The sequence below is a fragment of the Methylobacterium isbiliense genome (genome assembly GCF_022179325.1).
Classification (GTDB): Bacteria; Pseudomonadota; Alphaproteobacteria; order Rhizobiales; family Beijerinckiaceae; genus Methylobacterium; species Methylobacterium isbiliense.
Window position 1 is genome coordinate 121,531 of record NZ_BPQQ01000002.1, and the last position, 26,801, is coordinate 148,331.

29 protein-coding genes are annotated in these 26,801 nt (G+C 72.1%); 14 read left to right on the forward strand and 15 right to left on the reverse strand.

Annotated elements, in window-relative coordinates:
- The first annotated feature begins 58 nt into the window (after positions 1-58).
- Together pepN and MFF61_RS01015 are read left to right on the forward strand one after the other, a co-directional pair.
- Complete coding sequence (gene pepN / locus MFF61_RS01010) at positions 59-2,743, forward strand: aminopeptidase N (protein ID WP_238233245.1); 2,685 nt, start codon at positions 59-61, stop codon at positions 2,741-2,743.
- 184 nt (positions 2,744-2,927) lie between these two features.
- A complete protein-coding gene (locus MFF61_RS01015) occupies positions 2,928-5,240 on the forward strand; it encodes a PAS domain-containing sensor histidine kinase (RefSeq protein WP_238233246.1) in 2,313 nt (770 codons plus the stop codon).
- Positions 5,241-5,333: 93 nt separating this feature from the next.
- Here the strand turns inward: MFF61_RS01015 and MFF61_RS01020 are convergent, their stop codons facing one another.
- The 8 genes from MFF61_RS01020 to MFF61_RS01055 all read right to left on the reverse strand — a co-directional run bounded on the left by MFF61_RS01020 (position 5,334) and on the right by MFF61_RS01055 (position 11,375).
- Positions 5,334-5,699, reverse strand: coding sequence for a hypothetical protein (locus tag MFF61_RS01020; protein ID WP_238233247.1), 366 nt, complete (start codon positions 5,697-5,699; stop codon positions 5,334-5,336).
- 156 nt (positions 5,700-5,855) lie between these two features.
- Positions 5,856-6,248 carry a hypothetical protein gene (locus MFF61_RS01025; RefSeq protein ID WP_238233248.1) on the reverse strand — a complete coding sequence of 131 codons (393 nt, stop codon included), beginning with the start codon at positions 6,246-6,248 and terminating at the stop codon, positions 5,856-5,858.
- Positions 6,249-6,350: 102 nt separating this feature from the next.
- Positions 6,351-6,608, reverse strand: coding sequence for a GNAT family N-acetyltransferase (locus MFF61_RS01030; RefSeq protein ID WP_238233249.1), 258 nt, complete (start codon positions 6,606-6,608; stop codon positions 6,351-6,353).
- 58 nt (positions 6,609-6,666) lie between these two features.
- Positions 6,667-7,605, reverse strand: a complete 939-nt coding sequence (locus MFF61_RS01035) for a GAF domain-containing protein (RefSeq protein WP_238233250.1) — start codon at positions 7,603-7,605, stop codon at positions 6,667-6,669.
- Between the two features lie 123 nt (positions 7,606-7,728).
- Positions 7,729-8,295, reverse strand: a complete 567-nt coding sequence (locus MFF61_RS01040; RefSeq protein WP_238233251.1) for a L,D-transpeptidase — start codon at positions 8,293-8,295, stop codon at positions 7,729-7,731.
- A 68-nt stretch (positions 8,296-8,363) separates the two neighbouring features.
- Complete coding sequence (locus tag MFF61_RS01045; RefSeq protein WP_238233252.1) at positions 8,364-9,575, reverse strand: ABC transporter substrate-binding protein; 1,212 nt, start codon at positions 9,573-9,575, stop codon at positions 8,364-8,366.
- 155 nt (positions 9,576-9,730) lie between these two features.
- A complete protein-coding gene (locus MFF61_RS01050) occupies positions 9,731-10,054 on the reverse strand; it encodes a 2Fe-2S iron-sulfur cluster-binding protein (RefSeq protein ID WP_238233253.1) in 324 nt (107 codons plus the stop codon).
- 67 nt (positions 10,055-10,121) lie between these two features.
- The gene (locus MFF61_RS01055; protein ID WP_238233254.1) at positions 10,122-11,375 is read right to left on the reverse strand and encodes a cytochrome P450; all 1,254 of its coding nucleotides are present in this window, start codon (positions 11,373-11,375) and stop codon (positions 10,122-10,124) included.
- 92 nt (positions 11,376-11,467) lie between these two features.
- Between MFF61_RS01055 and MFF61_RS01060 the strand changes: the two genes are divergently transcribed.
- Positions 11,468-11,968 carry a MarR family winged helix-turn-helix transcriptional regulator gene (locus tag MFF61_RS01060; RefSeq protein ID WP_238233255.1) on the forward strand — a complete coding sequence of 167 codons (501 nt, stop codon included), beginning with the start codon at positions 11,468-11,470 and terminating at the stop codon, positions 11,966-11,968.
- Between the two features lie 66 nt (positions 11,969-12,034).
- Here MFF61_RS01060 and MFF61_RS01065 read toward each other — a convergent pair whose 3' ends face one another.
- A complete protein-coding gene (locus MFF61_RS01065) occupies positions 12,035-13,270 on the reverse strand; it encodes an NAD(P)/FAD-dependent oxidoreductase (RefSeq protein WP_238233256.1) in 1,236 nt (411 codons plus the stop codon).
- Between the two features lie 208 nt (positions 13,271-13,478).
- Between MFF61_RS01065 and MFF61_RS01070 the strand changes: the two genes are divergently transcribed.
- The 4 genes from MFF61_RS01070 (at position 13,479) to MFF61_RS01085 (ending at position 17,182) form a co-directional block, all read left to right on the forward strand.
- Positions 13,479-13,943, forward strand: a complete 465-nt coding sequence (locus tag MFF61_RS01070; RefSeq protein ID WP_238233257.1) for a carboxymuconolactone decarboxylase family protein — start codon at positions 13,479-13,481, stop codon at positions 13,941-13,943.
- Positions 13,930-14,832 (forward strand): sigma-70 family RNA polymerase sigma factor, encoded by a 903-nt coding sequence (locus MFF61_RS01075; RefSeq protein ID WP_238233258.1) that lies wholly within the window; start codon positions 13,930-13,932, stop codon positions 14,830-14,832. The genes MFF61_RS01070 and MFF61_RS01075 overlap by 14 nt, the downstream gene beginning before the upstream one ends.
- Positions 14,833-14,932: 100 nt before the next feature.
- Positions 14,933-16,483, forward strand: coding sequence for a sensor domain-containing diguanylate cyclase (locus tag MFF61_RS01080; protein ID WP_238233259.1), 1,551 nt, complete (start codon positions 14,933-14,935; stop codon positions 16,481-16,483).
- Positions 16,484-16,810: 327 nt separating this feature from the next.
- The gene (locus MFF61_RS01085; RefSeq protein WP_238233260.1) at positions 16,811-17,182 is read left to right on the forward strand and encodes a hypothetical protein; all 372 of its coding nucleotides are present in this window, start codon (positions 16,811-16,813) and stop codon (positions 17,180-17,182) included.
- Between the two features lie 252 nt (positions 17,183-17,434).
- Here MFF61_RS01085 and hppD read toward each other — a convergent pair whose 3' ends face one another.
- Positions 17,435-18,559, reverse strand: coding sequence for a 4-hydroxyphenylpyruvate dioxygenase (gene hppD / locus MFF61_RS01090; RefSeq protein WP_238233261.1), 1,125 nt, complete (start codon positions 18,557-18,559; stop codon positions 17,435-17,437).
- 113 nt (positions 18,560-18,672) lie between these two features.
- Between hppD and MFF61_RS01095 the strand changes: the two genes are divergently transcribed.
- Positions 18,673-19,176, forward strand: coding sequence for an Lrp/AsnC family transcriptional regulator (locus MFF61_RS01095; protein WP_238233262.1), 504 nt, complete (start codon positions 18,673-18,675; stop codon positions 19,174-19,176).
- Positions 19,177-19,186: 10 nt separating this feature from the next.
- On the opposite strand, the gene MFF61_RS01100 is transcribed toward MFF61_RS01095, so the two are convergent.
- From MFF61_RS01100 to hmgA, 3 genes are read right to left on the reverse strand one after another with little or no spacing between them, the layout of a single operon-like run.
- Entirely contained in the window at positions 19,187-19,498 is a 312-nt protein-coding gene (locus MFF61_RS01100; RefSeq protein ID WP_238233263.1) for a non-heme iron oxygenase ferredoxin subunit, read from the reverse strand.
- 6 nt (positions 19,499-19,504) lie between these two features.
- Complete coding sequence (gene fahA / locus MFF61_RS01105; protein WP_238233264.1) at positions 19,505-20,812, reverse strand: fumarylacetoacetase; 1,308 nt, start codon at positions 20,810-20,812, stop codon at positions 19,505-19,507.
- On the reverse strand, positions 20,812-22,173 hold the full coding sequence (gene hmgA / locus MFF61_RS01110) for a homogentisate 1,2-dioxygenase (protein ID WP_238233265.1): 1,362 nt from the start codon (positions 22,171-22,173) through the stop codon (positions 20,812-20,814). The genes fahA and hmgA overlap by 1 nt, the downstream gene beginning before the upstream one ends.
- 64 nt (positions 22,174-22,237) lie before the next feature.
- Between hmgA and MFF61_RS01115 the strand changes: the two genes are divergently transcribed.
- A complete protein-coding gene (locus MFF61_RS01115; RefSeq protein ID WP_238233266.1) occupies positions 22,238-22,723 on the forward strand; it encodes a MarR family winged helix-turn-helix transcriptional regulator in 486 nt (161 codons plus the stop codon).
- A 116-nt stretch (positions 22,724-22,839) separates the two neighbouring features.
- Here MFF61_RS01115 and MFF61_RS01120 read toward each other — a convergent pair whose 3' ends face one another.
- Entirely contained in the window at positions 22,840-23,139 is a 300-nt protein-coding gene (locus MFF61_RS01120) for a hypothetical protein (protein ID WP_238233267.1), read from the reverse strand.
- A 103-nt stretch (positions 23,140-23,242) separates the two neighbouring features.
- Positions 23,243-23,383, reverse strand: a complete 141-nt coding sequence (locus MFF61_RS01125; RefSeq protein ID WP_238233268.1) for a hypothetical protein — start codon at positions 23,381-23,383, stop codon at positions 23,243-23,245.
- Between the two features lie 275 nt (positions 23,384-23,658).
- On the opposite strand from MFF61_RS01125, the gene MFF61_RS01130 reads away from it, so the two are divergent.
- From MFF61_RS01130 to MFF61_RS01150, 5 genes are all read left to right on the forward strand, one after another.
- Positions 23,659-23,808, forward strand: coding sequence for a hypothetical protein (locus tag MFF61_RS01130; protein ID WP_238233269.1), 150 nt, complete (start codon positions 23,659-23,661; stop codon positions 23,806-23,808).
- Positions 23,809-24,120: 312 nt separating this feature from the next.
- The gene (locus MFF61_RS01135; RefSeq protein ID WP_238233270.1) at positions 24,121-24,942 is read left to right on the forward strand and encodes an IclR family transcriptional regulator; all 822 of its coding nucleotides are present in this window, start codon (positions 24,121-24,123) and stop codon (positions 24,940-24,942) included.
- 16 nt (positions 24,943-24,958) lie between these two features.
- Positions 24,959-25,717: a protocatechuate 3,4-dioxygenase subunit beta gene (gene pcaH / locus MFF61_RS01140; RefSeq protein WP_238233271.1), complete on the forward strand. Its 759-nt coding sequence runs from the start codon at positions 24,959-24,961 to the stop codon at positions 25,715-25,717.
- Between the two features lie 2 nt (positions 25,718-25,719).
- On the forward strand, positions 25,720-26,352 hold the full coding sequence (pcaG, locus tag MFF61_RS01145; RefSeq protein ID WP_238233272.1) for a protocatechuate 3,4-dioxygenase subunit alpha: 633 nt from the start codon (positions 25,720-25,722) through the stop codon (positions 26,350-26,352).
- A 25-nt stretch (positions 26,353-26,377) separates the two neighbouring features.
- On the forward strand, positions 26,378-26,801 hold a 424-nt coding region (locus MFF61_RS01150), incomplete at its 3' end, for a beta-keto acid cleavage family enzyme (RefSeq protein WP_238233273.1).

Genomic DNA, 26,801 nt, shown 5'->3' on the forward strand with positions numbered 1-26,801 from the left:
GCAGGTCCGCTGGCCGGCCGCCGCGTTCGCGAACTTGCCCAGGGCGCCCGGAGGAACCATGCGCACCGAGACCCCGCCGGTCATCCGCCTCGCCGATTACCGGCCGAGCGACTACCTGATCGACCGGGTCGATCTCGACGTGCGCCTACACCCGACCGAGACGCGCATCACCGCGACGCTGGCGCTGCGGCCCAACCCGGCGGGCGAGGCCGGGGCGCCGCTCGTCCTCGACGGCGACGACCTCACGCTGCTCGCCGTCGCCCTCGACGGCCAGCCCACCGCGCCCGGCGCGATCGAGACCGGGCCGCGCGGGCTCACCCTGCACCAGCCGCCCGGGCGCCCCTTCGTGCTCAGCCTCGAAACGCAGGTGAATCCCAGCGCCAACACCAAGCTGATGGGGCTCTACCGCTCGAACGGCGTCTACTGCACGCAATGCGAGGCGGACGGGTTCCGGCGCATCACCTACTTCCTCGACCGGCCGGACGTGCTCGCCGTCTACACCACCCGCATCGAGGCCGACCGCACCGAGGCGCCGGTGCTGCTGGGCAACGGCAACCCGGTCGAGAGCGGCGCGGCGGGCGCGGACCGCCACTACGCGGTCTGGCACGACCCGCACCCCAAGCCCGCCTACCTGTTCGCGCTTGTGGGCGGAAGGCTCGGCCGCATCGGCTCCAGCTTCACCACCATGGAAGGCCGCGCGGTCGAGGTCGCGGTCTACGTCGAGCCCGGCAAGGAGGACCGCGCGCCCTACGCGCTCGATGCGGTCCGGCGCGCGATGGCCTGGGACGAGCGCGCCTTCGGCCGCGCCTACGACCTCGACGTCTTCAACGTCGTCGCGGTCTCCGACTTCAACATGGGGGCGATGGAGAACAAGGGCCTCAACATCTTCAACGACAAGTACGTGCTGGCGAGCCCCGACACCGCCACCGACACGGACTACGCCAACATCGAGGCGATCATCGCCCACGAATACTTCCACAACTGGTCCGGCAACCGCGTCACCTGCCGCGACTGGTTCCAGCTCTGCCTCAAGGAAGGGCTGACGGTGTTCCGCGACCAGGAATTCTCATCGGACGAGCGCTCGCGCCCGGTCCACCGCATCGCCGAGGTGCGCACGCTGCGCGCCCGTCAGTTTCCGGAGGATGCCGGTCCGCTGGCCCACCCGGTGCGCCCCCAGGCCTATCGCGAAATCAACAACTTCTACACGGCGACCGTCTACGAGAAGGGCGCCGAGATCGTGCGCATGCTGCGCACCCTGCTCGGGCCCGAGACCTTCCGGGCCGGAATGGATCTGTTCTTCGCGCGCTGCGACGGGACGGCGGCGACGGTCGAGGATTTCCTCGCCGCCTTCGCGCAGGTGAGCGGGCGCGACCTCACGGCCTTCGCCCGCTGGTACGCGCAGGCCGGCACCCCGGTGGTCTCGGTGTCGGGCCGCCACGACCCGCTCGCCCGCACCTACACCCTCGACTTCCACCAGAGCCTGCCGGTCGTGGCCACCGAGGCGAGTGCCGGCGCCGAACCCCAGCCCCTCGTCATCCCGGTCGCCCTCGGCCTCGTCGCGCCGGGCGGCGGCGCGGTGGCGGCGCGATCCGAGCAGGTGCGCGACGGCGTGTTCGTGCTGGAGCAGGAGAGCGGGCGCGTCGTCTACACCGACGTGGCCGAGGCGCCGGTGCCCTCGCTGTTCCGCGGCTTCTCGGCCCCGGTGAAGCTGGCCCACGCCCTCGATGCCGGCCAGCGCCTCACCCTGCTCGCCCGCGACAGCGATCCGTTCAACCGCTGGCAGGCGGCGCAGGGCCTCGCCCTCGACGTGCTGACGGCGCGTGCCCGCGCGGGCGCCCCCCTGGAGGACGAGGCGGGGGCGGACGGCGCGGCGCTGGCGGAGGCGCTCGGCAGCTTCCTCGACGCCGAGGCCGTGGCGGACCCCGCCTTCGCGGCGCTGGTCCTGACGATTCCGGGCGACCAGGAGGTGGCCCAGGAGATCGGCGCCAACGTCGATCCCGACGCGATCCACCGCGCCCGGCGGACCCTGCGGCGGCATCTCGGCCGCGCCCTGGCGCCGCGCCTCGTCGCGCTGCGCGAGCGCCTCGCCGATCCGACCGAGGCTCCCTTCAGTCCGGACGCGGCGAGCGCCGGGCGACGGGCGCTGCGCAATGCCGCCCTCGACCTCGTGGCGGCCGCCGACCCGGAGACGGGCACGCGGCTGGCCGAGGCGCAGTGTGCGGGCGCCACCAACATGACCGACCGGCTGGCGGCGCTCGCCACCCTCGCGCTCCTGCCGGGCGAGGCGCGCGAGCGCGCGCTCCAGGCCTTCGCGCAGACCTACCGGGCCGAGCCGCTGGTGCTCGACAAGTGGTTCTCGCTGCAGGCCATGATCCCCGAGGCGGGCACCGTGGAGCGGGTGCGGGGCCTGATGCGGCACGAGGGATTTTCGCTCGGCAACCCCAACCGGGTGCGCTCGCTCGTCGGCAGCTTCAGCCTCAACAACCCAACGCAGTTCCACCGCGAGGACGGCGCGGGCTACGACCTCGTGGCCGAGACCGTCCTGGCGCTGGACGCCCGCAACCCGCAGGTCGCCGCGCGCCTCCTCACCGCTTTCAGCACGTGGCGTATGGTGGAGGCGAAGCGCCGCGCCCGGGCCGAGGCGGCGCTGCGGGCCATCGCGGCATCACCCGGCCTCTCGCCGGATGTCGGCGACATCGTCGGTCGGTCGCTCGCCCCGGCCCGGCACTCTGCAAATGCCTGAGCAGCTGCAACAATTCAGATTCGCGCGCGGCGCGGGTGCATTGCTCGACGAAAGTTTAACGCTCGTATGACCCCAGCGGCATGCTGGACAAATCGCCTGTGGAAATGTCACAAATGGATGTGATTCGGCGGGTGCCCGGCGCCCCCGGATGACCGCTCGGCGGCGCGTAGTTGGGGGATTGGGTATGCTGGAGGCGGATCCCGCCCCCACCGCTGCACGTGCCGGAACGATCCTGGGCATCACGCGGGTCCTGACGCCGGCCCATCAGCGGCTGGCCCGGGCCGAGACCTGGCTGCGCTTCGCGATCCCGGCCGTTCTCGGGCTCTTTCTGCTCTCCCTCGCGGCGATCACGCTGACCCAGCTCGTCGCCATGCGGCGCGACGCGCTGGCCCAGGCCGGGCGGGAGATCGACCTCGTCGCCCGCTTGGCGGCCGCGGCCCTGGCGCAGGCCCCGGGCCTTGGCGGGCGGGCGGAGCGCCTGGAAGCGGTGCTGCCGGCGGACTTCATCGCCCCCGGCCGCAGCATCCTCCTCGTCGGACCCGACGAAGTGGTCACGTCCGTGCTGCCGGCCGGCGCAGCCAGGGGGCGCACGCTCACGGACCATTTCGGCGAGGGGCAGGCGCTCAGCATCCTGGGCGAACGGGCCGGCCTCATGCGCATCATCCTGCCGGGCGGAACGGACGTGCTCGCCACCGTGCGCCGGATCGGCGAGGGCCGCGGCCACGTGGCGGTGACCCAGACCGTGGAGGCGGCGACCGCCGCATGGTGGAGCCGGGCGAGGACGCAGGGGATCGTGGTCGGCTCGGTCGGCCTCGTCATCGTCTGCATCGGCCTCGCCTACGCGCTCCAGGCGGATCGGGCGCGGGCGGTCGACCGGGTCTGCGACCAAGTCCGGCAGCGCCTCGACACGGCGCTCGGCCGCGGCCGCTGCGGCCTGTGGGACTGGGACATCGCCCGGGGCCGGATCTACTGGTCGGACTCGATGTACCAGATCCTCGGCTTCGTCCGGGAGCGCGAGTTCCTGTCCTTCGGCGACGTCAACGCCCTCGTGCACCCCGACGACACGGACCTCTACGGCCTCGCCCGGCAGCTCGCCGCGCAGGACGCGGCGGTGGACCACGAGTTCCGGATCCGCTCGGCCTCCGGCGAGTGGATCTGGCTCAAGGCCCGGGCCGAGATCGTGCAGGACCAGGAGGATGGCGGGCGCCACCTCGTGGGCATCGTCATGGACGTCTCCGAGCAGCGCCGCCTCGCCGAGTCCACCGCCACCGCCGACATGCGCCTGCGCGACGCGGTCGAGGCGGTCTCGGAGGCCTTCGTGCTCTGGGATGCCCAGAACAACCTCGTGCTGTGCAACTCGAAGTTCCGCCGCCTGCACGCGCTCACCCCCGAGGAGGCGCAGCCCGGCTGGCGCTACGACGCCATCATGGGCCGGGCCGCCCTGCCCCAGGTGCGGCGCGAATTCCCGAACCCCGACCTCGCGGATTCCGGCGCCCGCATCTTCGAGGCCGAACTGGCCGACGGTCGCTGGCTCCAGATCAGCGAGCGGCGCACCAAGGACGGCGGCTACGTCTCGGTGGGCACCGACATCACCACGCTCAAGCGCCATCAGGAGCGCCTCGTCGAGTCCGAACGCCAGCTCATCGCCACCGTCGCGGACCTCAAGCGCTCGCGGCGCACCCTCGAACTCCAGACCCAGCAGCTCGCCGACCTCGCCGAGCGCTACCTCGACCAGAAGGCCCAGGCCGAGAGCGCCAACCGCTCGAAATCCGAGTTCCTGGCCAACATGAGCCACGAGCTGCGCACGCCGCTCAACGCGGTGCTGGGTTTCGCCGAGGTGATGCAGGACGAGGTGTTCGGCCCGCTCGGCTCCGAGAAGTACCGCGAGTATTGCCGCGACATCCGCTCCAGCGGCCACTACCTGCTGTCGGTGATCGATGACATCCTCGACATGTCGCGCATCGAGGCGCGCCGGGTCACACTGACCAAGCAGCCGGTGCCGGTGGCCGAGGCGCTGGAGCGGGCGCTCAAGCTCATCGCCGAGCCCGCCCGCGCCAAGGGCCTGACGCTCAGCGTGGAGATGAACGACGAGGCGGTGGTGCTCGCCGACGAGCGCGCCCTGCACCAGATCCTCGTCAACCTGCTGCAGAATGCCGTGAAGTTCACCCCCGAGGCCGGCCGCGTCGCGGTGCGGATCCGCAAGGCGATCGGCGCGGTCCACATCTACGTGGAGGACAGCGGCATCGGCATCCCCAAGGCGGTGCTGCCGAAGCTCGGCGCCCCGTTCGAGCAGGTCGAGACCAATTTCGCCCGCAGCTTCAAGGGCTCGGGGCTCGGCCTCGCCATCGCCCGCTCGCTCGCGGACATGCATGGCGGGGGCCTGCGCATCCGCTCCGAGGAGGGCACGGGCACCATCGTGCTGGTGCGCCTGCCGCAGGCCCGGCGTGATGCCGCCGGGACCACGATGGTCAGCATGGTGGCCGGTCAGGCGGCGTGAGCGCGCTCCGCGCCCCCGGCCTCAGCGGCCGGTCGCCGTCAGCCGGTCACGCCTCGCGGCCCTGATGGTCGGCTGCACGAGCGGGCTCCTGCGTCAGTTGAAGCGGGCGCTGGCCCGGGTGCCGTCCGGGGCGGTGAGCTGCACGGCGCCCTTCGGCGCGGCCGGGAGGGCGGCGTCGGCGAGACCGGTGAGGCGGCTGCCTCCGGCGGGCGCGAGCGCGACGCGCATCGGCTTGCCGTCCACCATCAGGTAGGCCGTGGCCGTGAAGCCGGCGGCGGGGAGCGGCGCCTCGGCCCCGTCGAGCAGGTAGAGGTCGACGGTGCGCTCCCGCGCGACGAGTTCGAGGTGGTAGGGGCCGGCGTCGCTCACACGGCCGCCGTTGCGGCCCGGGGCCTCGTGGGCGCAGACGGGGGCGGCGAGCAGCAGGCCGCTGGCGACGAGCAGTTTCCAGGCATTCATGCGGAGGTCTCCGGGGGACAGGCGGGCACGACCCGGATGGCGCGCGAGGTCACGCCTGCGCAGGCTGCGATCGGCGGTCGGGTCGCCCCTGAACGGGAAGGATGGGTGGATGCCTCGGCCGCTCGGCGCCCCGTCGGGGGCGGGAGCGAAGCCGCCTCAGGCGCGCGTCCGGGGTGGTCGCGGAGGCGCTTCGGGCGGCAGGCCGGCGCGGAACGGCTGCGCGGCCGCGGCCAGACGGCTGCCGGCGCCGAGCGCCCCGAGTCCCGGGAGCGCGGGCGGACCGAGCGACGGGGCGCAGCAGGATGCGCCGAGGCTGCAGCACACGCCGTGGCAGGCCGGCCCGCGATCGGCGGAGGCGAGGCGCGGTTCGGGCGCGTCGGGCCGCCGATCCAAGGCGAGATCCGGATGCGCGCGCGCGCCGGCCTCGGCCACGCGGGCCGGTTCATGCACATGCCCCGCATGCGCCTGGGCCGCCGAGGCCAGGAGGCAGCCGGCGATCGTCACGAACAGCGCCGCCAGCAGGCGTGCGAGAAACCGGGGCAGGGTCATGCCGGGACCCTAGACCAGGAGCCGATCGCGACGCCATCGGATCCTGGTCCGGATGTTCGATGCCGCCGGTCCGGACCGGCCCGGCTCACCCCCGCAGAGGGATCAGCCCAGGACATCGCTGCCATGGCTGCGCAGCCACGATCGGGCGTAGCCGCAGAGCGGCCGGACCGTCAGCCCCTCGGCCCGCGCATGGGCGGCGACGTCCGCCATCAGCCGTCCCGCCGCGCCGGTGCCGCGCAGCGCCGGTGGCGCGTAGACGTACAGGATGGCGAGCACGCGGTCCTGACGCCGGTAATCCGCGTACACGACCGCGTCCCCGACCGGCAGTTCGAAGCGGCTTCTCTCGACGTTGTCGTGCATCGGCCGCTCCGCGCCCGCCTCGGTCCGGTCAACCCGGCGGGCGGCCGCCGGTTTCCACTCAGAACCGCCACACCGTGACGGCCTTGAGCGCGCCGTCCGCATTCAGGATCGGGAAGGCGAGCGCCGCGACGGTCTCCCCGGCCTCCCCGGTGAGCCACGCCGCGCCTGCGGCGCAGTCCTGGGTGGTGGCCGGCAGCCGGGAGGCGAGCACGGTCCCGAGCAGCCCCTCGCCGCGGGCGATCGCCCGGGGCCGGGCGGCGTTCGGCTGCTCCTCCGCGTCCGACACGCCGGATTCGTAGACGAGCCGCTCGCCGGAGGCGTCGGGCAGCCAGATCTCGAAGCGCCGGGCGATCGGCGTTCCGAGGGCGGACAGGAAGGCCATCACCCAGGTGCGGCCGGGATCGTAGTCGAAGGGAAGGCCGAGCCCGATGCTGAGACCGACCTTCACCGCCTCCTTGTGGCGCAGGAACCGCTCGGCGCGGTAGAGTTCGCGCATCACCAGCGGCATGCCGCTCGCCCAGACGAGCCCCGGCAGACCGTGCCCCTTGCCGAACTTCGTCAGCTGCGAGGTGATGCGGAAGAGTTCGGCCGCGCCGTAATACCCGTCGTGCAGGCCGATCTGGGCGCCTTCCAGCGGATCGTTGCGCCACACCTCGATGGCGCCGACATGCGTCTGGTCGTCGCCGCAGAGCAGAACCACGACGGCCCGGATCGCGGAGCCGGCGAAGACCGGCATGGCGATGCCGGAGGTGAGCCCGGCCGCCTCCGCCGCCTCGATCCGGCGGAAACCCGTGCCCTTGAAGCTTCCCATCACGATGGGGTGGCGCGCCGCCCAGGCCTCGCCGGGCAATCCTTCGCCCTTGCGGAAACGCATGGCGCGGCTGTGCTCCGCGAAGGCGTGCAGGGTGCCGTAGATGCCGTCGCCGAACATCAGTTCGGAGCCGTCGGGCGCAGGCAGCCAGATCTCGGCCGCCCGGATGAAGGACTGCATGGTCATTCGCGTCGCTGATCCGGTGGAGGCTTCCAAGGGCCGGTTCGACGCTACTTCAGGGCAGACGGCAAAGATAGCGGGCAGCGGCCCGGGCCTGCGAGCGGCGCCGGGCGCGGTGCTCGTACGGCCTCACGGCGTGCGGGGCCGCCGGGGTGCCTCGGTGCCGCCGACCATGATGCCGCTCACCATCGGGTTGAAGCTGGTGAGGCGCCGGTAGTCGAGGGGCGTGCCGGACGTTCCCCCCGCCACCCCGGTGGCGATGCCCTCGGTGCCGGTGATCTCGATGCGGGTGTTGCCCATGCCCTCCGTCCGCACGAGGGCGAACAGCGCGCGGGCATGGGTGGGCGCGAGCCGGACGCAGCCGTGCGAGGCCGGCGAGCCGAGGCGCCGGACGGCGTGGCTGCCGTGGATGGCGTGCCCGGCCTCGGTGAAGAAGATCGAATGCGGCATCGGCGCGTCGTCCCACTCCTTCGAGCGGTGGTCCGCCACGAGCCGGTTCGGCTTGAACGAGCCGGCCGGGGTCTCGTAGCCGGAGGTCCCGGTGGAGACCGCCCAGGCATGGCGCTCCTGCCCGTCGACCGTGACGGTCATGCGCTGAGCGTCCTTGTCGACCCTGACCACCACCTCGGCGGCCCGCGCCGGGGCGAGGACCGCCCAGGCGAGGAGCGCCGCCGCGCACGCCATCCACCGTCCCATGATCGTCCCCCGTCCGGCCACGCCGCCACGCTACGCCGAGGAACGCCGACGGCCAAGGTGGCGGCGCGCTACTTCACCAGCGGGCAGCCGCCCTCGGCGATCGGGCGGAAGGCCTGGTCGGCCGGCACCGTCGCGACGAGGGTGTAGTAGTCGTAGGGCGCCTTCGATTCGCCCGGCTTCTTCACCTCGAACAGGTAGATCGGGTGGATCGCCCGTCCGTCGGGGCGCACCGTGAGATCGCCGAACAGCGTGTCGCGCGGGGGCCGGCGCTTCATCTCGGCGATCGCCGTGCGGCCGTCGTCGCTGCCGGCGCGCGCCACCGCGTCGAGATAGGCCAGCGTCGCCGAGTAGACGCCGGCCTGGTTGCCGCTCGGCACCTTGCCGGCCTGGCCCGGCCGGGCGGCGAAGCGCTTGGCGAAGTCGCGCGTGGCGTCATTCATGTTCCAGTAGAAGGATTCGGTGAGGAGCAGGCCCTGCGCGTCCTTCAATCCCATCGCGTGCACGTCGTTGATGAAGACCAGGAACGCCACCAGCGACTGGCCGCTGTCCTTGAGGCCGAATTCCGAGGCCTGCTTGACGATGTTGATGGCATCCGCCCCCGCATTGGCGAGGCCGACGACCTTGGCGCCGGAACTCTGCGCCTGGAGCAGCAGCGAGGAGAAGTCGGCGGTGCCGAGGGGATGGCGGCTCGCGCCCTTCACGGTGCCGCCGTTGCGGGTGACGTAGGCGCTCGCCTCCGCCTCGATGCCCTGCCCGAGGGCGTAGTTCACGGTGAGGAAGTACCAGGAGGTGCCGCCCCGCTTCATCATCGCGGCGGCGGTGGTGTTGCCGGTGGCCCAGGCGTCGTTGACCCATTGGACGGTGTTGGGCGAGCAGGCCTTGCCGGTCAGCTCGGACGTCGCGGTGGCGGAGGCCAGCAGGGCCATGCGGGTGTCGCGCACCAGCGCGTTCACGGCGAGCCCGACCGAGGAGTTCGGCACGTCCACCACCGCATCGACCTTCTCGACGTCGAGCCACTTGCGGGCGATGGCCGAGCCGACATCGGCCTTGTTCTGATGGTCGGCGAAGACGATCTCGACCCGGATGGCCTTGCCGCCGCCGGCGAAGTCCTCGGCGGCAAGGCGCGCGGCCTCCACCGAGCCCATGCCGTTGGTGTCCTGGAACGGCCCCGACATGTCGGTGAGCACGCCGATGCGCACCACCCCGTCCGAGATCTCGGCCTGCGCCGGCGCGGCGGCGAGCGCCGCCGCGAGCGCGAGCGCCCGCATCGTCCTGGCCATGAAGTCCCTCCCCTCTCGTCTTGCTGGTCGTGATCACAGGATCGGCCGCACATGCCGACGCACCGGGCCGGCGGTCCAAGGCGAAGTCCCGCCGTCGGGCCGACGGCGCGGCGACGCGTCGGGAGCGGGACCGGCGGTCATCCCGACCGCGGGCCTCAGATCTGGCGGTCCGGCAGGCGCACCACGAGCCCGTCGAGGTCGGGCGTCACGGTGATCTGGCAGGAGAGCCGGCTCGTGGGCAGGCGCTCGGCGGCCGCCCCGTCGAGGAGCGCGTCCTCTTCGTCGGAGCGCGGCGGCAGGCGCCCGGCCCAGGCCTCGTCCACGTAGACGTGGCAGGTGGCGCACATGGCGTTGCCGCCGCACTCGGCGACGATGCCGTCGAGGCCGGCCCCCGTGGCGCCCTGCATCAGGCTCGTGCCGTCGGCAAGGGCGAGGGACCGGGAGCGGCCGTCGGGCTGGATGAAGGTGATGGTCGTCATGCGCGTCCTTGGGCTAAGGGGCCGGCCCCGGCTTCAGGCCGGCACCGGCTTCAAGCCGGCACCGGGTTCAAGCCGGCGTGAGGGTCACGGGCAGCCGCTCCAGGCCGCGCAGCGTGTTGTTGTAGCGGCGCACGACCGGCCCGGTGATGGCGATCGCGCCGACCCGGGCGGCGAGCGCGCCCAGCATCACCTCGCCTTCGAGGCGCGCGAGGAGCTGGCCGACGCACATGTGGATGCCGGAGCCGAAGCCCACATGGCCCACCGTCTGGCGCTCCGGGTCGTAGCGCGCCGGGTCCTGCCAGCGGCGCGGATCCCGGTTGGCGGCGCCCAGGAACATCAGGACCTTCGCGCCGTCCGGGATCGTCACGCCGCCGATCTCGACGTCGCGCGTCGTGGTGCGGAAGAAGGTCTGCACCGGGCTCTCGAAGCGCACCGCCTCCTCGAAGGCCGCCCGCGCCAGGGCCGGCTTCCCGCGCAGCCGCGCGAAGGCCTCGGGGAAGCGCGCGAGGCAGTAGATCGCCGCGCCGATGCCGTTCACCGTGGTGTCGAGCCCGGCGGTGAGCAGGGAGCGCACGAGGAGCGGCGCCTCGTCGTGGGTGATCTCGCCGCGGTCGGCCGCCTCGTGGATCGCGGCACCGAAGCCGCCGGGTGCGAGGTTCTGGCGCTGGCACTGCGCCATCACCCAATCCACGTGCGGCGCGGCGGTCTCCAGGGCGCGCCGACGCAGCTCGTTCGGCGGGCCGAAGGCGTTGAAGGCGAGACCCGCATAGGGCAGCAGGTGCTCGCGTCCCTCGCGCTGCAGCCCGACCGCGTCGGGAAAGACCGAGAGGGGAAAGGCTTCGGCGAGGTCGGAGACGGCATCGAAGGAGCGGCGGGCGAGGAGATCCTCGGTCAGCGCCTCGGCGGCGACCCGGAAGCGCTCGCGCAGGGTCTTCATCACCCCCGGGGAGAGCACGCGGGCCAGCACCGCGCGGGTGCGGCCGTGCTCGGGCGGATCGGCCTCGAGGATCAGGCTCTTGGGCCGCCACGGCGTCTCGCGGGCGAAGTCGCTCAGGCCCACGCCGCGGCCGGAGCAGAAGGTGGCGGGATCGTTGAGGACCGCGTGCACCTCGGCGTAGCGGGCCACCGCGTGGACGCTCCAGCGCGACAGCCAGACCACCGGCCCGGCCTCCCGCAGCGCCTCGTGGATGCGGTGCGGGTCCTCGAAGAACTCCGTCGAGAACGGATCGACGTCCAGGGCCGGCGCGCCGGAGGGCGACAGGCCCGACGCGGGCGGGGGCAGGCCGGAGGTCGGCTCGGGCGCGCGTGGACTCGGCGTCATGGGTGCTCCTCCCGGGTGAGCGCGGTTCGGCGGGTCGACGGCCCGCGCCGGTTGCGCCATACCGGGCCGAGGCATGACGGTCCGAGGCACGGATGGCGAAGGGACGGGCGGAGCGGAGTCCGGCGGCCGGCGAGGCGCCGCGCCTCGACCTCGACCGCTACGTGCCGGCGCTCCTGACCTTCGTGGCCAACAAGCTGTCGCGCAGCGCCAACACCACCTACCAGCGCCGCTTCGGCGTGAACGTGACCGAGTGGCGGATCCTCTCGCTGCTGGCCCTCGAACCTGGCATCCCGGCCGCCCGCATCTGCCACGTCATCGGCTTCGACAAGGGTCCGGTGAGCCGGACGCTCGCCGCCATGGAGCGCCGCGGCCTCGTGGTGAGCGCGGAGGATCCGGACGATGCGCGCCGCCGCCTGATCCGTCTGACGCCGGCCGGCGAGGCGCTGCACGACCGCATCATCGTGGTGGCGCTGGAGCGGGAGCGGCGCCTGCTCGCCTGCCTCGACGCCGAGCAGCAGGCGACGCTGATCCGCCTTCTCAACCGCCTGCACGCCCATCTCCCGGCCGTCACGAAGGCGCCTCCCGAGGGCTGAGCGGCCGTCGCCGCCGCAGCGGCGGCCCTGTCGGCCTAGGATGCCGAGGCGGGCCATCGGCGGCACTCAGGCGGCACCGAGCCGCGCCTTCAGGTCGATGGCGGGGTCGGCCGCCTCCTGGGGCGCGAGGGGGATGCGACCGGCGAGCAGGCGGCGCGCCACCATGTGGTCGGCGGGCTTGTTCACCGATTCGACGCCCGCGAGGTGCCCGCCGCGGTAGCAGAACACCGAGAAGGCGCCGCTCCCCGGGTCGCCCCGGGTCACGGTCTCGTCGTGCGGCACGGCGAGCCCGGCGATCTGCAGCTTCAGCGGTCCCTGGTCGCTCCAGAACCACGGCACGGCCGTGTAGGCGGCCGGCCGGCCATTGAGGCGGGCGGCAACGCAGCGGGCGTGATCGACCGCGTTCTGCACCGCCTCGATGCGGGTCGGCGCTCCCTCGGCGAAGGGGCTCGGATAGGCCGCGCAGTCGCCGATGGCCGAGATCGCCGGGTCCGCGGTCAGGAGCTGGGAATCCACCACGATGCCGTTGTCCACGGCCAGGCCCGCCGCGGCGGCGAGTTCGGCATTCGGCACGACGCCGATGCCCACGAGGACGAGGTCGGCGGGCACGACCGTCCCGTCCGCGGTCTCGACGCCGGTCGCGCGGCCGTCCTCCCCGAGGATGCGCACCACGCCGGCCCCGAACGCGAAGCTGATGCCGGCAGCCTCGTGGGCGGCCCGGAAGAAGGCCGACATCGGCCGCGAGAGCGCCCGCGCCATCGGCCGGTCGGTCGCCTCCAGCACCGTGACGGCGATGGCGCGCGCGGCCGCCACGGCGGCGAATTCGAGCCCGATGAAGCCCGCTCCCACCACCACGACGCGGCGGATCTCGGCGAGCCGCGCGCGGATCGCGTCGGCCTCCGCCAGCGTGCGCAGCTGCAGCACGCCCGCGAGGTCCGCGCCCGGCACCGGCAGCGGCCGGTTGCGCGAGCCGGTGGCGAGGACGAGGTGATCGTACGGGATCGCCTCCCCGCCTGCCAGGCGCACGCGTCGCGCCTCTCGCTCGATCGCCACGACCGGGGCGTCCCTGCGCACCGCGATCCGATGGTCGGCGTAGAAGCTCTCGGGCCGCAGCTGCAGGCCGACCGCATCCGTCTTGCCGGTGAGATAGGCCTTGGAGAGCGGGGGCCGCTGGTAGGGGGGCACCGGCTCGTCGCCCAGCAGCAGGATCGACCCCGCGTAGCCGCCCTCGCGCAGCGACGCCGCCACTTGGAACCCGCCCTGGCCGGCTCCGACAATCACGATTCCGCCGGGGCCGCTCATGACCACGCCTCGTGCATCGCTTCCTCCGCGCTGGGTCGCGGCCCAGGCTTGAGCCGCAACCTGACACAATCTCGTTGCCTAGGCAACTATATCGCGGCGACCGCGACGGCGCGTTTTTTCGCGCCGCCGCGTCACCGGGCATGTCACACCGAGCCCGGCCCGCCTCGTCAGGCTCGCGAGCGGGCACGACGCTCGCGGGAGACGACCCATGACCCCTCGCCTGCATAAACCCTACGAGCTTGCCCCCGAAGGCATCCGCGCCATGATGGCGCTGGAGGCCAGCATCCGGTCGGGGCCGCTGGAGCACGGGCTGACGGAACTCGTGAAGCTGCGGGCCTCGCAGATCAACGGCTGCGCCTACTGCATCCATATGCACACCACCGACGCCCGCGCGCACGGCGAGACCGAGACCCGCCTCTACCTCCTGAGCGCGTGGCGCGAGTCGACGCTCTACAGCGCCCGCGAGCGCGCGGCGCTGGCCTGGACCGAGGCGCTCACCCGCCTCGCCGAGACCGGCGCCCCGGATGCCGACTACGCGGAGGTGGCGCGGCACTTCAGCGAGGCCGAACAGGTTCAGCTCACCCTGCTGATCGGCGCGATCAACGTCTGGAACCGCCTCCAGGTCGGGTTCCGGGCCGTCCATCCGGCGGAGGCGTCCCGTGCCGGGGGCTGACGCGGCCACGGCGGTGTTCGAGGCGCAGCGGCCCCGGCTGCTGCGCCTCGCCTACCGCATGACCGGCTCGGTCGCCGAGGCGGAGGACGTGGTGCAGGATGCGTGGCTGCGCTGGCAGGGCACGGACCGTCAGGCGGTGGACATCCCCGCCGCCTTCCTGACGCGCATCGTCACGCGGCTGTGCCTCGACCGCCTGAAGTCGGCGCGGGCCCGGCGCGAGACCTATGTGGGCGCGTGGCTGCCCGAGCCGCTCGTCGGCACCGCCGAGGCGGAGCCCGAGGACGACCTCACGCTCACCCTGATGCTGGCGCTCGAACGCCTCTCTCCCCTCGAACGGGCGGCGTTCCTGCTGCACGACGTCTTCGGGATCGCGCTGTCGGAGGTGGCCCGCACCCTCGACCGGGACGCCGCGGCGGTGCGCCAGCTCGCCGTGCGGGCGCGCCGGCACGTGCGGGAGGCCCGCCCGCGCTACGCGGTGGCGCACGGGGAGGCCGAGCGGATCGCACAGGCCTTCTTCGCAGCCTCGCGGGACGGGGACACGCAGGCCCTCGGGGCGATGCTGGCGCAGGACGTGGTGCTGCATTCGGACGGCGGCGGCCGGGTGATCGCCTTCCGCAACCCGATCACCGGCCTCGCGCGGGTGCTGCGGCTCTTCGCGGGCCTGAGGCGCAAGCGCGGCGCCCCTCCCGCGCGCCTGCTGCGGCCGATGCTGATCGACGGGCTGCCGGGCTTCGCCAGCCTCGACCGCGGCGAGGTGCTGCAGACGACCGCGCTGGCGCTGGAGGAGGGCCGCATCCGGGCCATCTACGTCGTGCGCAACCCCGACAAGCTGCGCCACGTCGCCCGGATGCTGTCGCAGGAGAGGCCGCCTCCGCCGCAGCAGGCCTGAACAGGCCTGAATGCCCCGGGGCGGCGGCATCCCCGGACACGCAACGGCAGCTTAGGAAATGGGCCCTACGGTCGGCGTGAGAGGCCGGGCCGACCCCAGGATGCCACGCGACGCCACGCCACGGGACCACCCGCATCGCCTGAAGCAGCTGGCGCGCGTCCTGATCGGGCTCAGCGCGGCCGTAACCGTGGCGCTCTGCGCGCTCGCGACCGGCCTCATCCTCAACATGCGGGACCATGCGTGGAGCCACGCGCGGCGCACCTCCGAGAGCCTGCTGCGCAGCGTCGAGCGGACCCTCGACCGCGACATCGAACTCTACGGGCTCTCGCTGCAGGCCGTGACCGAGGGCCTGCGCAATCCGGATCTGGAGGCGCTGAGCCCGGAGATCCGCCAGCTCGTCCTGTTCGACCGCGCCGCGAGCGGCAACGGCTTCGGCGCGATGTTGGTGCTCGACGAGCGCGGGCAGGCCTACATCGATTCGCAGTCCGTGGTGCCGCGACGCCTGAACGCCTCGGATCGCGCCTATTTCCAGGTCCATGCGCGCTCGCCCGACGTCGGACTCTACATCGGGCGTCCGCTGACCTCGGCCATGAGCGGCAAGGTGGTGATCCCCCTGAGCCGCCGTCTCGCCTATGCGGACGACACCTTCGCCGGGGCCGTCGTCGGCGCGATCGAGGTGGAATACTTCGAGAGCACGTTCGCGCGCCTCGCCGTCGATCCCGGCCTCGCGATCACGCTCCTGCTCGACGACGGCACCCCGCTGGTCCGGGTGCCGGCCGCACCGACCCTGGACCGGACGGACGCGGCCCTCATCGCGCGCATCGTCGGCGAGGAGGCCGGCCAAGTCACCGCGGTGGCGGGCGGCACCACGTACCTGCAGACCTACATGCGGGTGGGCCGCCGTCCGCTGCGGATCAGCGTGGGCTATCCGGTGGCGGCGATCGATGCGGTGTGGCGGCCGAAGGCCTGGCTGATGAGCCTCACCGTGCTGGTGATGTGCGCGGGCGTGGCCGGCCTGACGCTGTGGCTGCGGCGCGAACTCGAACGCCGCCGGGAGGCCGAGACGGCGGCCCTTGCGGCGAGCCGGGAGCTCGCCCGCCTCGCCGAGACCGACGGGCTCACCGGCCTGCCCAACCGCCGCCGCTTCGACGCGGCGATGGCGAGCGCCCAGCAGAACCGGCATCCGGGCGCCGCGCTGCTGCTGCTCGATGCCGATCAGTTCAAGCGCTACAACGACATCTACGGGCACTTGGCCGGCGACCATGTGCTGAAGACCATCGGCCGCGTGCTGCAGCGGCTGGCGGCACGGACCGGCGACCTCGCCTGCCGGATCGGGGGCGAGGAGTTCGCGGTGATCCTCAAGGACACGGATGAGGCCGGCATGGCGGCCTACGCGGAGCGGATCCGGCGGGCGATCGCCGGGAAGGCCATCCCGCATGCCGGGCAGGGAACAGGGCAAGGTACTGGGCAAGCGGGCGGCGTGGTCACGGTCAGCATCGGGGCGATGCATGTGGGCCGCCTGCCCGCCGGGGCCACCGCCGATGACTGGTTCGCGGCCGCCGATGCGGCCCTCTACGAGGCCAAGCGCCAGGGCCGCAACCAAGTGCGCGTGGCAGGGGCGCCGGAGGCCCTGCCGCACCGCGCGGCCTGAAGCGTCGGTCCATCGGACCCCGTCCGATCGCGTCGCGCGGGCGGCGCACCGGCGTCCCGGATCCCCCTGCGCTTCGCTGCCATCATCGGGGACAGGATCGGAGACGACCTGCCGACATCCGAGGCACGAGATGGAGTCAGACACCTTGCTGACGCTGTCGATCCGGCCGGGGTCACAATCCCGGCGGTCCGGCCGCGCCGCGACACGTCTTTGCCTGTCGGACTACTGACTTGACGAGTGAGTGTGCACAATTGAGTGTGACTTCGCACATCATTGCGGGAGCCCGGCGGCCTAGACCAGCAGCGTTGCAGATCGGAGGGTGGAAACATGGACGCGCAGCAGCAGGAAAAATTCGCAGAGAAGTTCAACGACGATGAAGCTTTTCGTAATGCGATGCTGGCCGATCCTCATCACGCCATCATGAGTGAATTCGGCGTGAAGCTGCCGTTCTCGCTCACAGTCGAGAAGAGCGAGAGCGGATATCGCTTCGTTCCTGTCGAGAGCCGCGAGGAAGAGCTGGACGAAGGCCAGCTCGATGCGGTGGTCGGAGGTGCCGGTTTCAATTTCAGTTGGGGCGCTGTCAGCAGCTGGTTCTCGAATACCTTCTTCCGCGGCAGTCCCAAGCTGATCTCGGATCATGGCGCAGGCATTGTTGCGGGCAATACCAGCCGCATCGTTGCGGGCAACACCAGCCGATGATGGTCACGTGCATCTCCGGCGGGCAGAAGCCGGAGATGCAGCCCGGAAGGCGGCCGCTGCGGCAGGGCCGGGTGCGCTGGGGCATCGGCGGCGCATGACCGGAGACGGCCGCGCGCTTCGCGTCGCGCGGGCCTCCGGCTCCTCAGGCGCGGACGGCCGCCTAAAGGTCGTCGAGGACGAGAGCGTCCGCGCTCTCTCGACCCGCCCGCGCCGGTTCCGTCCCCCGCTCCGGTGCGAGCAGCGGATGGCCGATCAGGCGGCCTCCTCCGGCCGCGGCGCAAGCACGCCGCGGCGGATCTGGTCCTCCTCGATCGACTCGAACAGGGCCTTGAAGTTGCCCTCGCCGAAGCCGTCGTCGCCCTTGCGCTGGATGAACTCGAAGAAGATCGGCCCGATCGCGTTGGCCGAGAAGAGCTGCAGCAGGATCTTGGTCAGCCCGCCCTCCACCACGCCCTCGCCGTCGATGAGGATGCCGTTGCGCTCCATCCGGTCCAGCGGCTCGCCGTGCCCGGGCAGCCGCCGGTCGACGCGCCGGTAGTAGACCGAGGGCGGTGAGGGCATGAAGGCGACCCCGCGCGCCCGCAGCGCCTCGATCGTCGCGTAGATGTCGCGGCAGCCGCAGGCGATGTGCTGGATGCCCTCGCCGTTATAGGCGTGCAGGTACTCCTCGATCTGGCTCTTCTCATCGGCCGATTCGTTGATCGGGATGCGGATCTTGCCGTCGGGCGAGGTCAGCGCCTTCGAGAACAGTCCGGTGAGCTTGCCCTCGATGTCGAAGTAGCGGATCTGCCGGAAGTTGAAGAGCCGCTCGTAGAAGCCCGCCCAGACCTGCATGCGGCCGCGGTGCACGTTGTGGGTCAGGTGGTCGAGGTAGAACAGGCCGAGGCCCTCGGGGCGCGGATCGCGCTCGGCGAGCCAGTCGAACTCGGCCTCGTAGGGCGAGCCCTTCGGCCCGTAGCGGTCCACGAAGTACAGGAGCGAGCCGCCGATGCCCTTGATCGCCGGGACGTCGAGGGTCTTGTCCCCGTCCGCCGGATCGGCCGGCTCGGCGCCGAGCTCGACGGCGCGCGCGAAGGCGTGGCGGGCATCGACCACCCGGAAGGCCATCGCGGGCGCGCAGGGGCCGTGGGCCGCGACGAAGCGGTGGCCGTGCGTGCCGGGCTCCTCGTTGACGAGGTAGTTCACGTCGCCCTGGCGGTAGACCGTGATCACCTTGGTGCGGTGGCGCGCCACTGCCGTGAACCCCATCGCCCGGAAGAGGTCGTGCAGCGCCTGAGGGTCGGGATGGGCGTATTCCACGAACTCGAAACCGTCGGTGCCCATCGGGTTCGCCTCGCCGATCCGCGGCGCGGGTGCATCGTGGGGATAGGGGCCCATCGCGTCCTCCTGTTGACGCGGGCCAGGACAGCACGCCCATGATGCGATGGGCGTGCAAAGTGGCGCCTCTGCGGGGCGTCTCGCGCGCGAATCGTGCATCGGAGGGGCCGGGGATGACGGGTTCGATCACGCTCGACGGGTTCGACCTCAAGATCCTCGCGGCCCTGCAGGCGGATGGGCGCCTCGGCAACCAGGAGCTGGCCGACCGCGTGAACCTCTCGGCGAGCCAGTGCTCGCGCCGCCGCATCCGTCTGGAGGAGCAGGGGGTGGTCCGCGGCTACCGGGCCGACCTCGACCCGGCCCTGCTGGGGCTCGGGGTGACGGTCTTCACCCGGGTGACGCTCGCCACGCACAGCGGCGACAATTCGCGGCGCTTCGCGCAGCTCGTGCGCGGCCTCGACTGCGTGCTCGAAGCCCACGCGCTCACGGGCGACAGCGACTACCTGCTGAAGATGATCGTCCCGGACCTGACCGCCCTGTCGGCGGTGGTCAACGGCGCGCTCCTGGCGCACGAGAGCGTCGCGAGCGTGCGCTCCTCGATCGTGCTCGACACGCTCAAGAGCGGCGCGCCGCTGCCGCTGCGCGGCCTGGAGCACGGCACGGCCGCGCCCCCCTGACCCGCCGCGCTCAGTCCAGGATCTCGACCTCGATCCGGCTGCCCGCGACCCGCACCGGATAGGTGGCGAGATCGCGGCAGACCGGTGCCCCCTGCGCCGTGCCGGTGGCGATCTCGAACAGCCCGTAATGGGCCGGGCATTCGATGAAGCCCTCCACCACCTCGCCCTCGGAGAGGCGCGCGCCCGCATGCGTGCAGGTGTCGGCGGTGGCGTAGTAGCGGCCGGCGAGGCAGTAGAGTGCGAGCCGGCGGCCGGCGCAGTCGCGCCCGATCACGGGGCTCTGCGCGAAGTCGGCGGTCTCGGCGACGGGATGCCAGGCCATGACGGATCAGAGCGCCGGCAGGATCACGGCCCGGCACTCGCCGAAGCCGATCGGGGCGAAGCCCTCCCGCCGGCAGCGTGCGGACAGGATCACCTCGTCGCCGTCCTCGAGGAAGCGCCGCTCCTCGCCGGTGTCGAGCCGGATCGGGATCCGGCCGCCCTCGGTGGCCTCCAGGAGCGAGCCCGCCTGCGCGCGGTCGGGCCCCGAGATCGTCCCGGTGCCGAACAGGTCGCCCGGCCGCAGGTTGCAGCCGCCGCTGGCGTGGTGGGCGACGAGCTGCGCCGCGGTCCAGTAGAGATGCCGCGCATCCGAGCGCGCGAGGCGGTGGGGCGGCAGGCCGCGCTCCCGCAGGGCGGGAGTGGTGAGGACGACGTCGAGGTCGATCGCCAGCGCCCCCTCCTCCCGGTCGCGCGGGTCGTCGAGGTAGGGCAGCGGCTGCGGGTCCCCCTCGGGCCGGGGCGCCGGCGCGGTGCGGAAGGGGGCCAGCGCCTCGGGCGTGACGATCCAGGGCGAGAGGGTGGTGGCGAAGCTCTTGGCGAGGAAGGGGCCGAGCGGCTGGTACTCCCAGGCCTGCACGTCCCGCGCCGACCAGTCGTTGAGCAGGCAGAACCCGGCCACGTGCTCGCCCGCCCGCCCGATCGGGATCGGCTCGCCGAGCGCGTTGCCGGGACCGATCCAGATCCCGAGTTCGAGTTCGTAGTCGAGGCGCCGGCTCGGGCCGAACAGGGGCGCCGTGGCGTCCCTCGGCTTGGTCTGGCCGTTCGGCCGGCGCACCGGCTGCCCCGAGGGGATCACCGAGGAGGCGCGGCCGTGATAGCCGATCGGCACGTGCTTGTAGTTCGCCAGGAGCGGCTCGTCGGGCCGGAAGAGGCGCCCGACCGAAGTGGCATGGTGGAGACCGGCGTAGAAATCCGTGTAGTCGCCGATCCGGGCCGGCAGGTGCGGCGTGCAGGAGGCCGCCGGATGCAGCAGGGGCTCGACGGCGCCGCGCTCCGGCGCGCCCTCGCGCAGCAGCTCGACCAGCCGCAGCCGCAGCGCCCGCCGCGGACCGGCACCGAGCGCCAGGAAGCCGTTGAGGGCGGGCTCCCGCATCGCCGCGACCGCGCGGCCCGCCTCGCCCTCGACCAATCCGGCCGCGAGGGCACCCGGCAGGTCGAGGACGAACGCGCCGATCGCGACGCCGGCCCGCGGCCCCTCGCCGCTCGGCGCCACGACCCCGAAGGCCAGGTTCTGGATCGGGAAATCCGCGTGGCCGTCGGCCCCGGGCACCCAGGAGCGCAGGCCCGGATCGTGGGTGTGATCGAGCCCCGCCATCACCGCGCCTCCGGCCGGGCTGGGTCGAAGTGGCGGGCGAGCGCCTTGCCGTAATCGCCGTAACGGCGCTGCAGCGCCGCTGTCTCGGCGGCGAAGCGGCTGACCTTCTGGGGAAAGCGCGTCTCGAACATGAAGGCCAGCGTGCCCTGCAGCCGGTGCGGCTGGAGCTCCGCATTTGACGCCTTCTCGAACGCGTCCACGTCCGGCCCGTGCGGCAGCATCATGTTGTGCAGCGAGCAGCCGCCCGGCTGGAAGCCGCCCCCGGTCTTGGCGTCGTAGACCCCGTAGACCAGCCCCATGAACTCGCTCATCACGTTCATGTGGTACCACGGCGGCCGGAAGGTGTTCTCCGCCACCAGCCAGCGGTCGGAGAAGAGCACGAAGTCGATGTTGGCGGTGCCGGGCGTCTCGGAGGGTGAGGTCAGCACCGTGAAGATCGACGGGTCGGCGTGATCGAACAGGATCGGCCCGACCGGCGAGTACCGGCGCAGGTCGTACTTGTAGGGCGCGTAGTTGCCGTGCCATGCCACCACGTCGAGGGGCGAGCGCGGGATGTCGGCCGCCCACAGGCTGCCGCCCCATTTCACGATCAGGCGCGAGGGGGCCTCGCGGTCCTCGTAGGCGGCGACCGGCGTGAGGAAGTCGCGCTGGTTGGCCATGCAGTTGGCCCCGATCGGCCCGCGCTCGGGCAGCGTGAAGGCGCCGCCGTAATTCTCGCAGACGTAGCCCCGGGCCGGCCCGCCCGGCAGCTCGACGCGGATCTTCACCCCCCGCGGGATCACGCAGATCTCGCCGGGCTCGACCTCGATCACCCCGAACTCGGTGCAGAAGCGAAGCCGCCCCTCCTGCGGCACCACGAGCAGCTCGCCGTCGGCGTCGTAGAAGTACTCGTCCTGCATCGAGCGGGTGGCGAGGTAGAGATGCGCCCCCATGCCGGCTTGGCTGCCCGCGTCGCCCGCCGTGGTCATGGTGTGGATGCCCTCCACGAAGCTGAGCGGCGTCGAGGGGATCGGCAGCGGGTCCCAGCGCAGGGGCGCGGGCGCCATCTCGACCTCCGCGGCCGGCGCGGTCCGCCACAGGCGGGCGTCGATCTTCGCGAAGGCGTTCCAGTGCGAGACGGTGGGGCGGATGCGGTAGAGCCAGGAGCGCTCGTTGGTGGTGCGCGGCGCCGTGAAGGGCGAGCCGGAGAGCTGCTCGGCATAGAGGCCGTAGGGGCATTTCTGCGGCGAGTTGCGGCCGACCGGCAGCGCCCCGGGCAATGCCTCGGTCTCAAAGCCGTTGCCGAAGCCGGACATGTAGCCCGGCGCGAGGCCCGCGCCCGTGGCCGGTGCGCCGAACGCGATCGGAGTCTGCACGGTCATGGTTGCCCTCCCGCTTCCGCCGAGATAGTTTCACCTGTAACCATATCGGCGGGGTTAGTTGCACTTGAAACCGAAGTCAAGCGCCGCGCCGGCACCGGGCGACGCCACCCTGACGCTCGCCGGGTTCCTGCCCTATCGCCTGAACGTGGCGGCCGCGGCGGTGAGCGAGGGGCTGGCGCGGCTCTACGCGACGCGCTTTCGCCTCGGCATTCCCGAATGGCGCGTGCTCGCCACGGTGGGCGAGTTCCGCTCCATGACCGCCACGGCGATCGGGCTCCACGCCCATATGGGCAAGGTGAAGGTGAGCCGGGCCGCGGCGGCCCTGGAAGGCCGCGGGCTGATCCGGCGCGAGCCAAATCCGCAGGACCTGCGCGAGGCGTTCCTGGTGCTGACGCCCGACGGCGAGGCGGTCTACCGCGAGATCGTGCCGCTGGCCCTCGCCTATGCCCGCAGCCTGACGGCGGATTTTCGTCCGGGCGAGGAGGCGACGCTCAACCGGCTGATCGACGTGCTGCTGCGCCGGGCCGGCGAGATGGGAGGCGGGGATTAGACCACGACGGCGCGGTCGCCGGTCCGACCGCGCTCGGCTTGGCCGCGCGACCGATCACCGGGGCTTGCGCAGGACGGGCGCGCAACCCGACGAGAGTCGCCGCGTCTGGTCCGGCCTCAGCCGCGGGCGCGTTCGACCGAGCGGGCATGGGCCGCGTCCAGTTCCAGCGCGACGTTGCGGGTGATGTAGTCGCGCAGCTTCGGATCGGAGCAGGCTGCGGCGAGACGCGCACGCAGGTCGTCCGGGCTCGGCGGTCCCCCGATGCCGGGGGCCAGGAGCCGCCGCAGCACCTCGCTGACGATCAGGGACCGGTCGTAAGCGCGGTGCTGCACGAGGCGCCTGAGATGCGCGACGAGGGACTCGGTGTCCTGGACGCTCGAGAAGGCATCACCCGCCCTGAACCGGCTCTGTCCCATTCTGCGTCGTGTGCTCCGGCGGCGTGGCGCCGTCGCATACTCGGCGGGAGCAGCCAACGAAGCGTTAACCGGGCGGGTTTCCGCGATCCCGCCGAGGTGCGGTCTATTCGGTCCCGGTCTCGTCCCGGGGGCCGGCAAGCGCGTGGCGAACCCACGCGTCGAGGGCGAGCCTGATGCCGTGACCGGCGATCGCCACGACGATCATCGATCCGGCAAGATTGAGGAAGAGGGACGATTCCGACATGACTTGTCTCGACACTGACATGGCCCCGGATCCTGAGCAGATCTTCCCTTGGTTAACAGGGCGTTAACCATCGGGGCGCGGTGATCTCCATGCGACCGACTGAACCGGCCGGGACACACCCTGGCATCGATTTGGGGCAGAACGATGTGCCGTGGCGCACGCCAGCACGCCCCTTGCGGCATGCGGATACTGCATAGCCGCCATGATGGCGTCTGGCATACCAAATTTCATTGTGCAGTGCCATATTCGCTGCATCGCACAACAGGGGTGCCCCGATGACCGTTCTCCTTCTCCTCGGCCTCGTCGTCGCCGTCATCAACGCTTCGCTGGCCCTGGTTCCGGCCGGTTCGGTGCCGAAGGGCGCGCCGGTTCCGCTGAAGGGCCGCGATAAGGACGAGTTCCTGGCCGCCGGTCTCGGCGCCTGAGCGGCCCGGCCGCGCCAGTCCTCGGCTGTTGCAGCGCAGCAAGCCCGCGCGTCTGAATGGGTCGACGTGCCCTGGCTGTGCATCGGGGACACAACAGGAGGCTTTCTTTACCCGCCCGGCGTATGACGTTCCTATGGCGGGCGCCCCGATCACGGCAGCAAGCCAGAATTGAGCCCGCCAGCGATCCCGCTGCGCGGGCTCTTTTCGTTGGCGCATGAGGCGGGGGGACAGTCCGGCCAGCGGACGGGGCGTGGTTGACACACCGAAGAACCTCGTTCAAATCCGGAACAGCGTTCCGGATTTAAGGGCGAGATGGCTGGCGGATTGCTGCGGCGGGCACTGGATCTGGTGGAACTGCTCGCCGGGCATGCCCGCGGCCTGCCGCTCCAGACCATCGCCGACATGCTCGGCATCCCCAAGAGCGGCGCCCACCGGCTCCTCGCCGAACTCGTCTCCTACGCCTATGTCACGCAGGACGCCGAGACCGGCCGCTACCTTCTGACCACGCGCTTCGCGACGCTCGGCCTCAAGCACCTCGCCAATTCGGGCGTGGTGGACGTGTCGCAATCCGTGCTGAACCGGCTCGCCGATCGCAGCGGCGAACTCGTGCGCCTCGCGGTGGTGGATTATCCCCGGCTCGTCTGGGTGGCGAAGGCGCAGGGCGCGCGCTCGGGCCTGCGCTACGACGCCGACATGGGCACGGAGGCGACGCTCTCCACCACCTCGACCGGCATCGTCTGGCTGGCGAGCCTGTCCGACGAGGAGGCGCTCCACCTCGTGCTGCGCCAGGGCCTGCGCCCGCCCGGCACCGCCGGTCCCAACGCGCCGCGCTCGATCCCGGCCGTGCTCGACCTGATCCAGGCCGCGCGGGCGCGCGGCTACGCCTGGGTCCACGAGACCAACGCGGTCGGGATGGCGGCGATGGCGGCCAACATCGTCCATCCCGGCAGCGGGCGGGCCATCGGCAACGTCAGTATCGCCGGCCCGAGCGCCCGGCTCACCGAAGCCTGTCGCGACGCGCTCGCCCCCGACCTGCTGGAGGCCGCCGCCACGCTCTCGGCGGTCGGCCCCCTCTCCGACTACCTCGCGGCCCTGAGCGGCGGGCGCACGCCCGACCCGGCGCGGCTCGCCTGACCCGGGAGATTCCGACGTGAGCGAACCCGACCGTGACGTCTCGCAAGGCGAGGCCCTGGATCGCGAATTCCTGCAGCGCGACCGCGGCCTGCACCCGCCGCCGCTCACGCCGGATTACAAGACCAGCGTGCTGCGCTCTCCCCACCGGGCGTTGATCTCGCTGCAATCCTCCCTCTCGGAGGTCACCGGGCCGGTCTTCGGCCACGGAGAACTCGGGCCGCTCGACAACGACCTGATCCGCAACTACGCGCGGGACGGCGAGCCGATCGGCGAGCGCATCCTCGTGCACGGCCTCGTGCGCGACGAGAACGGCCGCGGCGTGCCGCACACGCTGGTGGAGTTCTGGCAGGCCAATGCGGGCGGGCGCTACCGCCACCGCAACGACCGCTACCTCGCGCCCATCGACCCCAATTTCGGCGGCTGCGGCCGGGCGCTCACGGACGCCCAGGGCTACTATTACTTCCGCACCATCAAGCCCGGCCCCTATCCGTGGCGCAACTTCCTCAATTCGTGGCGCCCGGCGCACATCCACTTCTCGGTGTTCGGCTCCGGCTTCGCCCAGCGCCTGATCACCCAGATGTACTTCGAGGGCGATCCGCTGATCTGGCGCGACCCGATGGTGCTCGGCATCCCGGACCGCGCGGCGGCCGAGCGGCTGATCGCCCCCCTCGACCTCGCCGCCGCTCTGCCCCTCGACATGCTGGCCTACCGCTTCGACATCGTGCTGCGCGGGCGCCAGCAGACGCTGTTCGAGAACAAGCTTCAGGGGAACTGAGTATGGTCCAGCCGCTGCCCGACCGCCTGCGCGAGACCGCCTCGCAGACCGCCGGTCCCTACGTGCATATCGGCCTGATCCCGCATCAGGCCGGCTTCGACATCTTCGAGACCACCTTCTCGAACGTCCTGGTCACGCCCGCCACCAGGGGCGAGCGCATCCGCATCGAAGGGCGCGTCTTCGACGGCGCCGACGAGCCGGTGCGCGACGTGCTGGTGGAGATCTGGCAGGCCAACGCCGCCGGCCGCTACAACCACCCCGCCGACCGCCAGCAGGCCAAGCCCATCGACGAGAGTTTCCGGGGGTGGGGCCGCACCGGCTCCGATTTCGAGACCGGGATCTGGCAGTTCGAGACGATCAAGCCCGGCCCGGTGGACGGCCGCAAGGGCCACCGGCCGATGGCACCCCACATCAGTCTCTGGATCGCCGCCCGCGGCATCAACATCGGGCTGCAGACCCGCCTCTACTTCGCGGACGAGGCCGACGCGAACGCCGCCGATCCGGTCCTCAACCTGATCGAGCAGCGCTCGCGCCGCGAGACGCTGCTCGCCCGGCGCGAGGAGCGGGACGTGCCGACCTACGTGCTCGACATCCGGCTCCAGGGGCCGCAGGAAACCGTCTTCTTCGACGTCTGAAGCAACGATCCGGGAGGGACGCGAGATGAGCGCCGCCAATCAGAACCCCGTCGTCATCGCGGTCGCGATCACCGGCTCGGTGCCGCGCAAGAGCGACAACCCCGCCGTGCCGATCCACGTCGCCGAGCAGATCGAGTCCACCCACCAGGCCTACGAGGCCGGCGCCACCCTGGTGCACATCCACGTGCGCAACGACGACGAGACCCCCTCCTCCGACCCCGGCCGCTTCGCCGCCGTGCAGGAGGGCGTGCGCAAGCACTGCCCCGGCATGATCGTCCAGTTCTCCACCGGCGGACGCGGCCGCGACCCCGCCGCCCGCGGCCTCTCCCTCGTCCACCGCCCCGACATGGCCTCGCTCTCCACCGGCTCGGTCAACTTCCCCACCATCGTCTACGAGAACCCCGCCGCCCTCGTCACCGAACTGGCCACCAGCATGCGCCAGCACGGCG

Coding starts and splice junctions, on each gene's coding strand:
- MFF61_RS01020 (WP_238233247.1), bottom strand. CDS start 5,699: ATGAATGCCTGGAAACTGCTCGTCGCCAGCGGCCTGCTGCTCGCCGCC.
- MFF61_RS01060 (WP_238233255.1), top strand. CDS start 11,468: ATGGCGAAGGGACGGGCGGAGCGGAGTCCGGCGGCCGGCGAGGCGCCG.
- MFF61_RS01040 (WP_238233251.1), bottom strand. CDS start 8,295: ATGGGACGGTGGATGGCGTGCGCGGCGGCGCTCCTCGCCTGGGCGGTC.
- fahA (WP_238233264.1), bottom strand. CDS start 20,812: ATGGCGGGGCTCGATCACACCCACGATCCGGGCCTGCGCTCCTGGGTG.
- MFF61_RS01015 (WP_238233246.1), top strand. CDS start 2,928: ATGCTGGAGGCGGATCCCGCCCCCACCGCTGCACGTGCCGGAACGATC.
- MFF61_RS01120 (WP_238233267.1), bottom strand. CDS start 23,139: ATGGGACAGAGCCGGTTCAGGGCGGGTGATGCCTTCTCGAGCGTCCAG.
- MFF61_RS01070 (WP_238233257.1), top strand. CDS start 13,479: ATGACCCCTCGCCTGCATAAACCCTACGAGCTTGCCCCCGAAGGCATC.
- MFF61_RS01080 (WP_238233259.1), top strand. CDS start 14,933: ATGCCACGCGACGCCACGCCACGGGACCACCCGCATCGCCTGAAGCAG.
- hmgA (WP_238233265.1), bottom strand. CDS start 22,173: ATGACCGTGCAGACTCCGATCGCGTTCGGCGCACCGGCCACGGGCGCG.
- MFF61_RS01095 (WP_238233262.1), top strand. CDS start 18,673: ATGACGGGTTCGATCACGCTCGACGGGTTCGACCTCAAGATCCTCGCG.
- MFF61_RS01065 (WP_238233256.1), bottom strand. CDS start 13,270: ATGAGCGGCCCCGGCGGAATCGTGATTGTCGGAGCCGGCCAGGGCGGG.
- MFF61_RS01025 (WP_238233248.1), bottom strand. CDS start 6,248: ATGACCCTGCCCCGGTTTCTCGCACGCCTGCTGGCGGCGCTGTTCGTG.
- MFF61_RS01030 (WP_238233249.1), bottom strand. CDS start 6,608: ATGCACGACAACGTCGAGAGAAGCCGCTTCGAACTGCCGGTCGGGGAC.
- MFF61_RS01130 (WP_238233269.1), top strand. CDS start 23,659: ATGACCGTTCTCCTTCTCCTCGGCCTCGTCGTCGCCGTCATCAACGCT.
- MFF61_RS01085 (WP_238233260.1), top strand. CDS start 16,811: ATGGACGCGCAGCAGCAGGAAAAATTCGCAGAGAAGTTCAACGACGAT.
- MFF61_RS01125 (WP_238233268.1), bottom strand. CDS start 23,383: ATGTCGGAATCGTCCCTCTTCCTCAATCTTGCCGGATCGATGATCGTC.
- MFF61_RS01035 (WP_238233250.1), bottom strand. CDS start 7,605: ATGACCATGCAGTCCTTCATCCGGGCGGCCGAGATCTGGCTGCCTGCG.
- pepN (WP_238233245.1), top strand. CDS start 59: ATGCGCACCGAGACCCCGCCGGTCATCCGCCTCGCCGATTACCGGCCG.
- MFF61_RS01045 (WP_238233252.1), bottom strand. CDS start 9,575: ATGGCCAGGACGATGCGGGCGCTCGCGCTCGCGGCGGCGCTCGCCGCC.
- hppD (WP_238233261.1), bottom strand. CDS start 18,559: ATGGGCCCCTATCCCCACGATGCACCCGCGCCGCGGATCGGCGAGGCG.
- MFF61_RS01055 (WP_238233254.1), bottom strand. CDS start 11,375: ATGACGCCGAGTCCACGCGCGCCCGAGCCGACCTCCGGCCTGCCCCCG.
- MFF61_RS01050 (WP_238233253.1), bottom strand. CDS start 10,054: ATGACGACCATCACCTTCATCCAGCCCGACGGCCGCTCCCGGTCCCTC.
- MFF61_RS01135 (WP_238233270.1), top strand. CDS start 24,121: ATGGCTGGCGGATTGCTGCGGCGGGCACTGGATCTGGTGGAACTGCTC.
- MFF61_RS01100 (WP_238233263.1), bottom strand. CDS start 19,498: ATGGCCTGGCATCCCGTCGCCGAGACCGCCGACTTCGCGCAGAGCCCC.
- pcaG (WP_238233272.1), top strand. CDS start 25,720: ATGGTCCAGCCGCTGCCCGACCGCCTGCGCGAGACCGCCTCGCAGACC.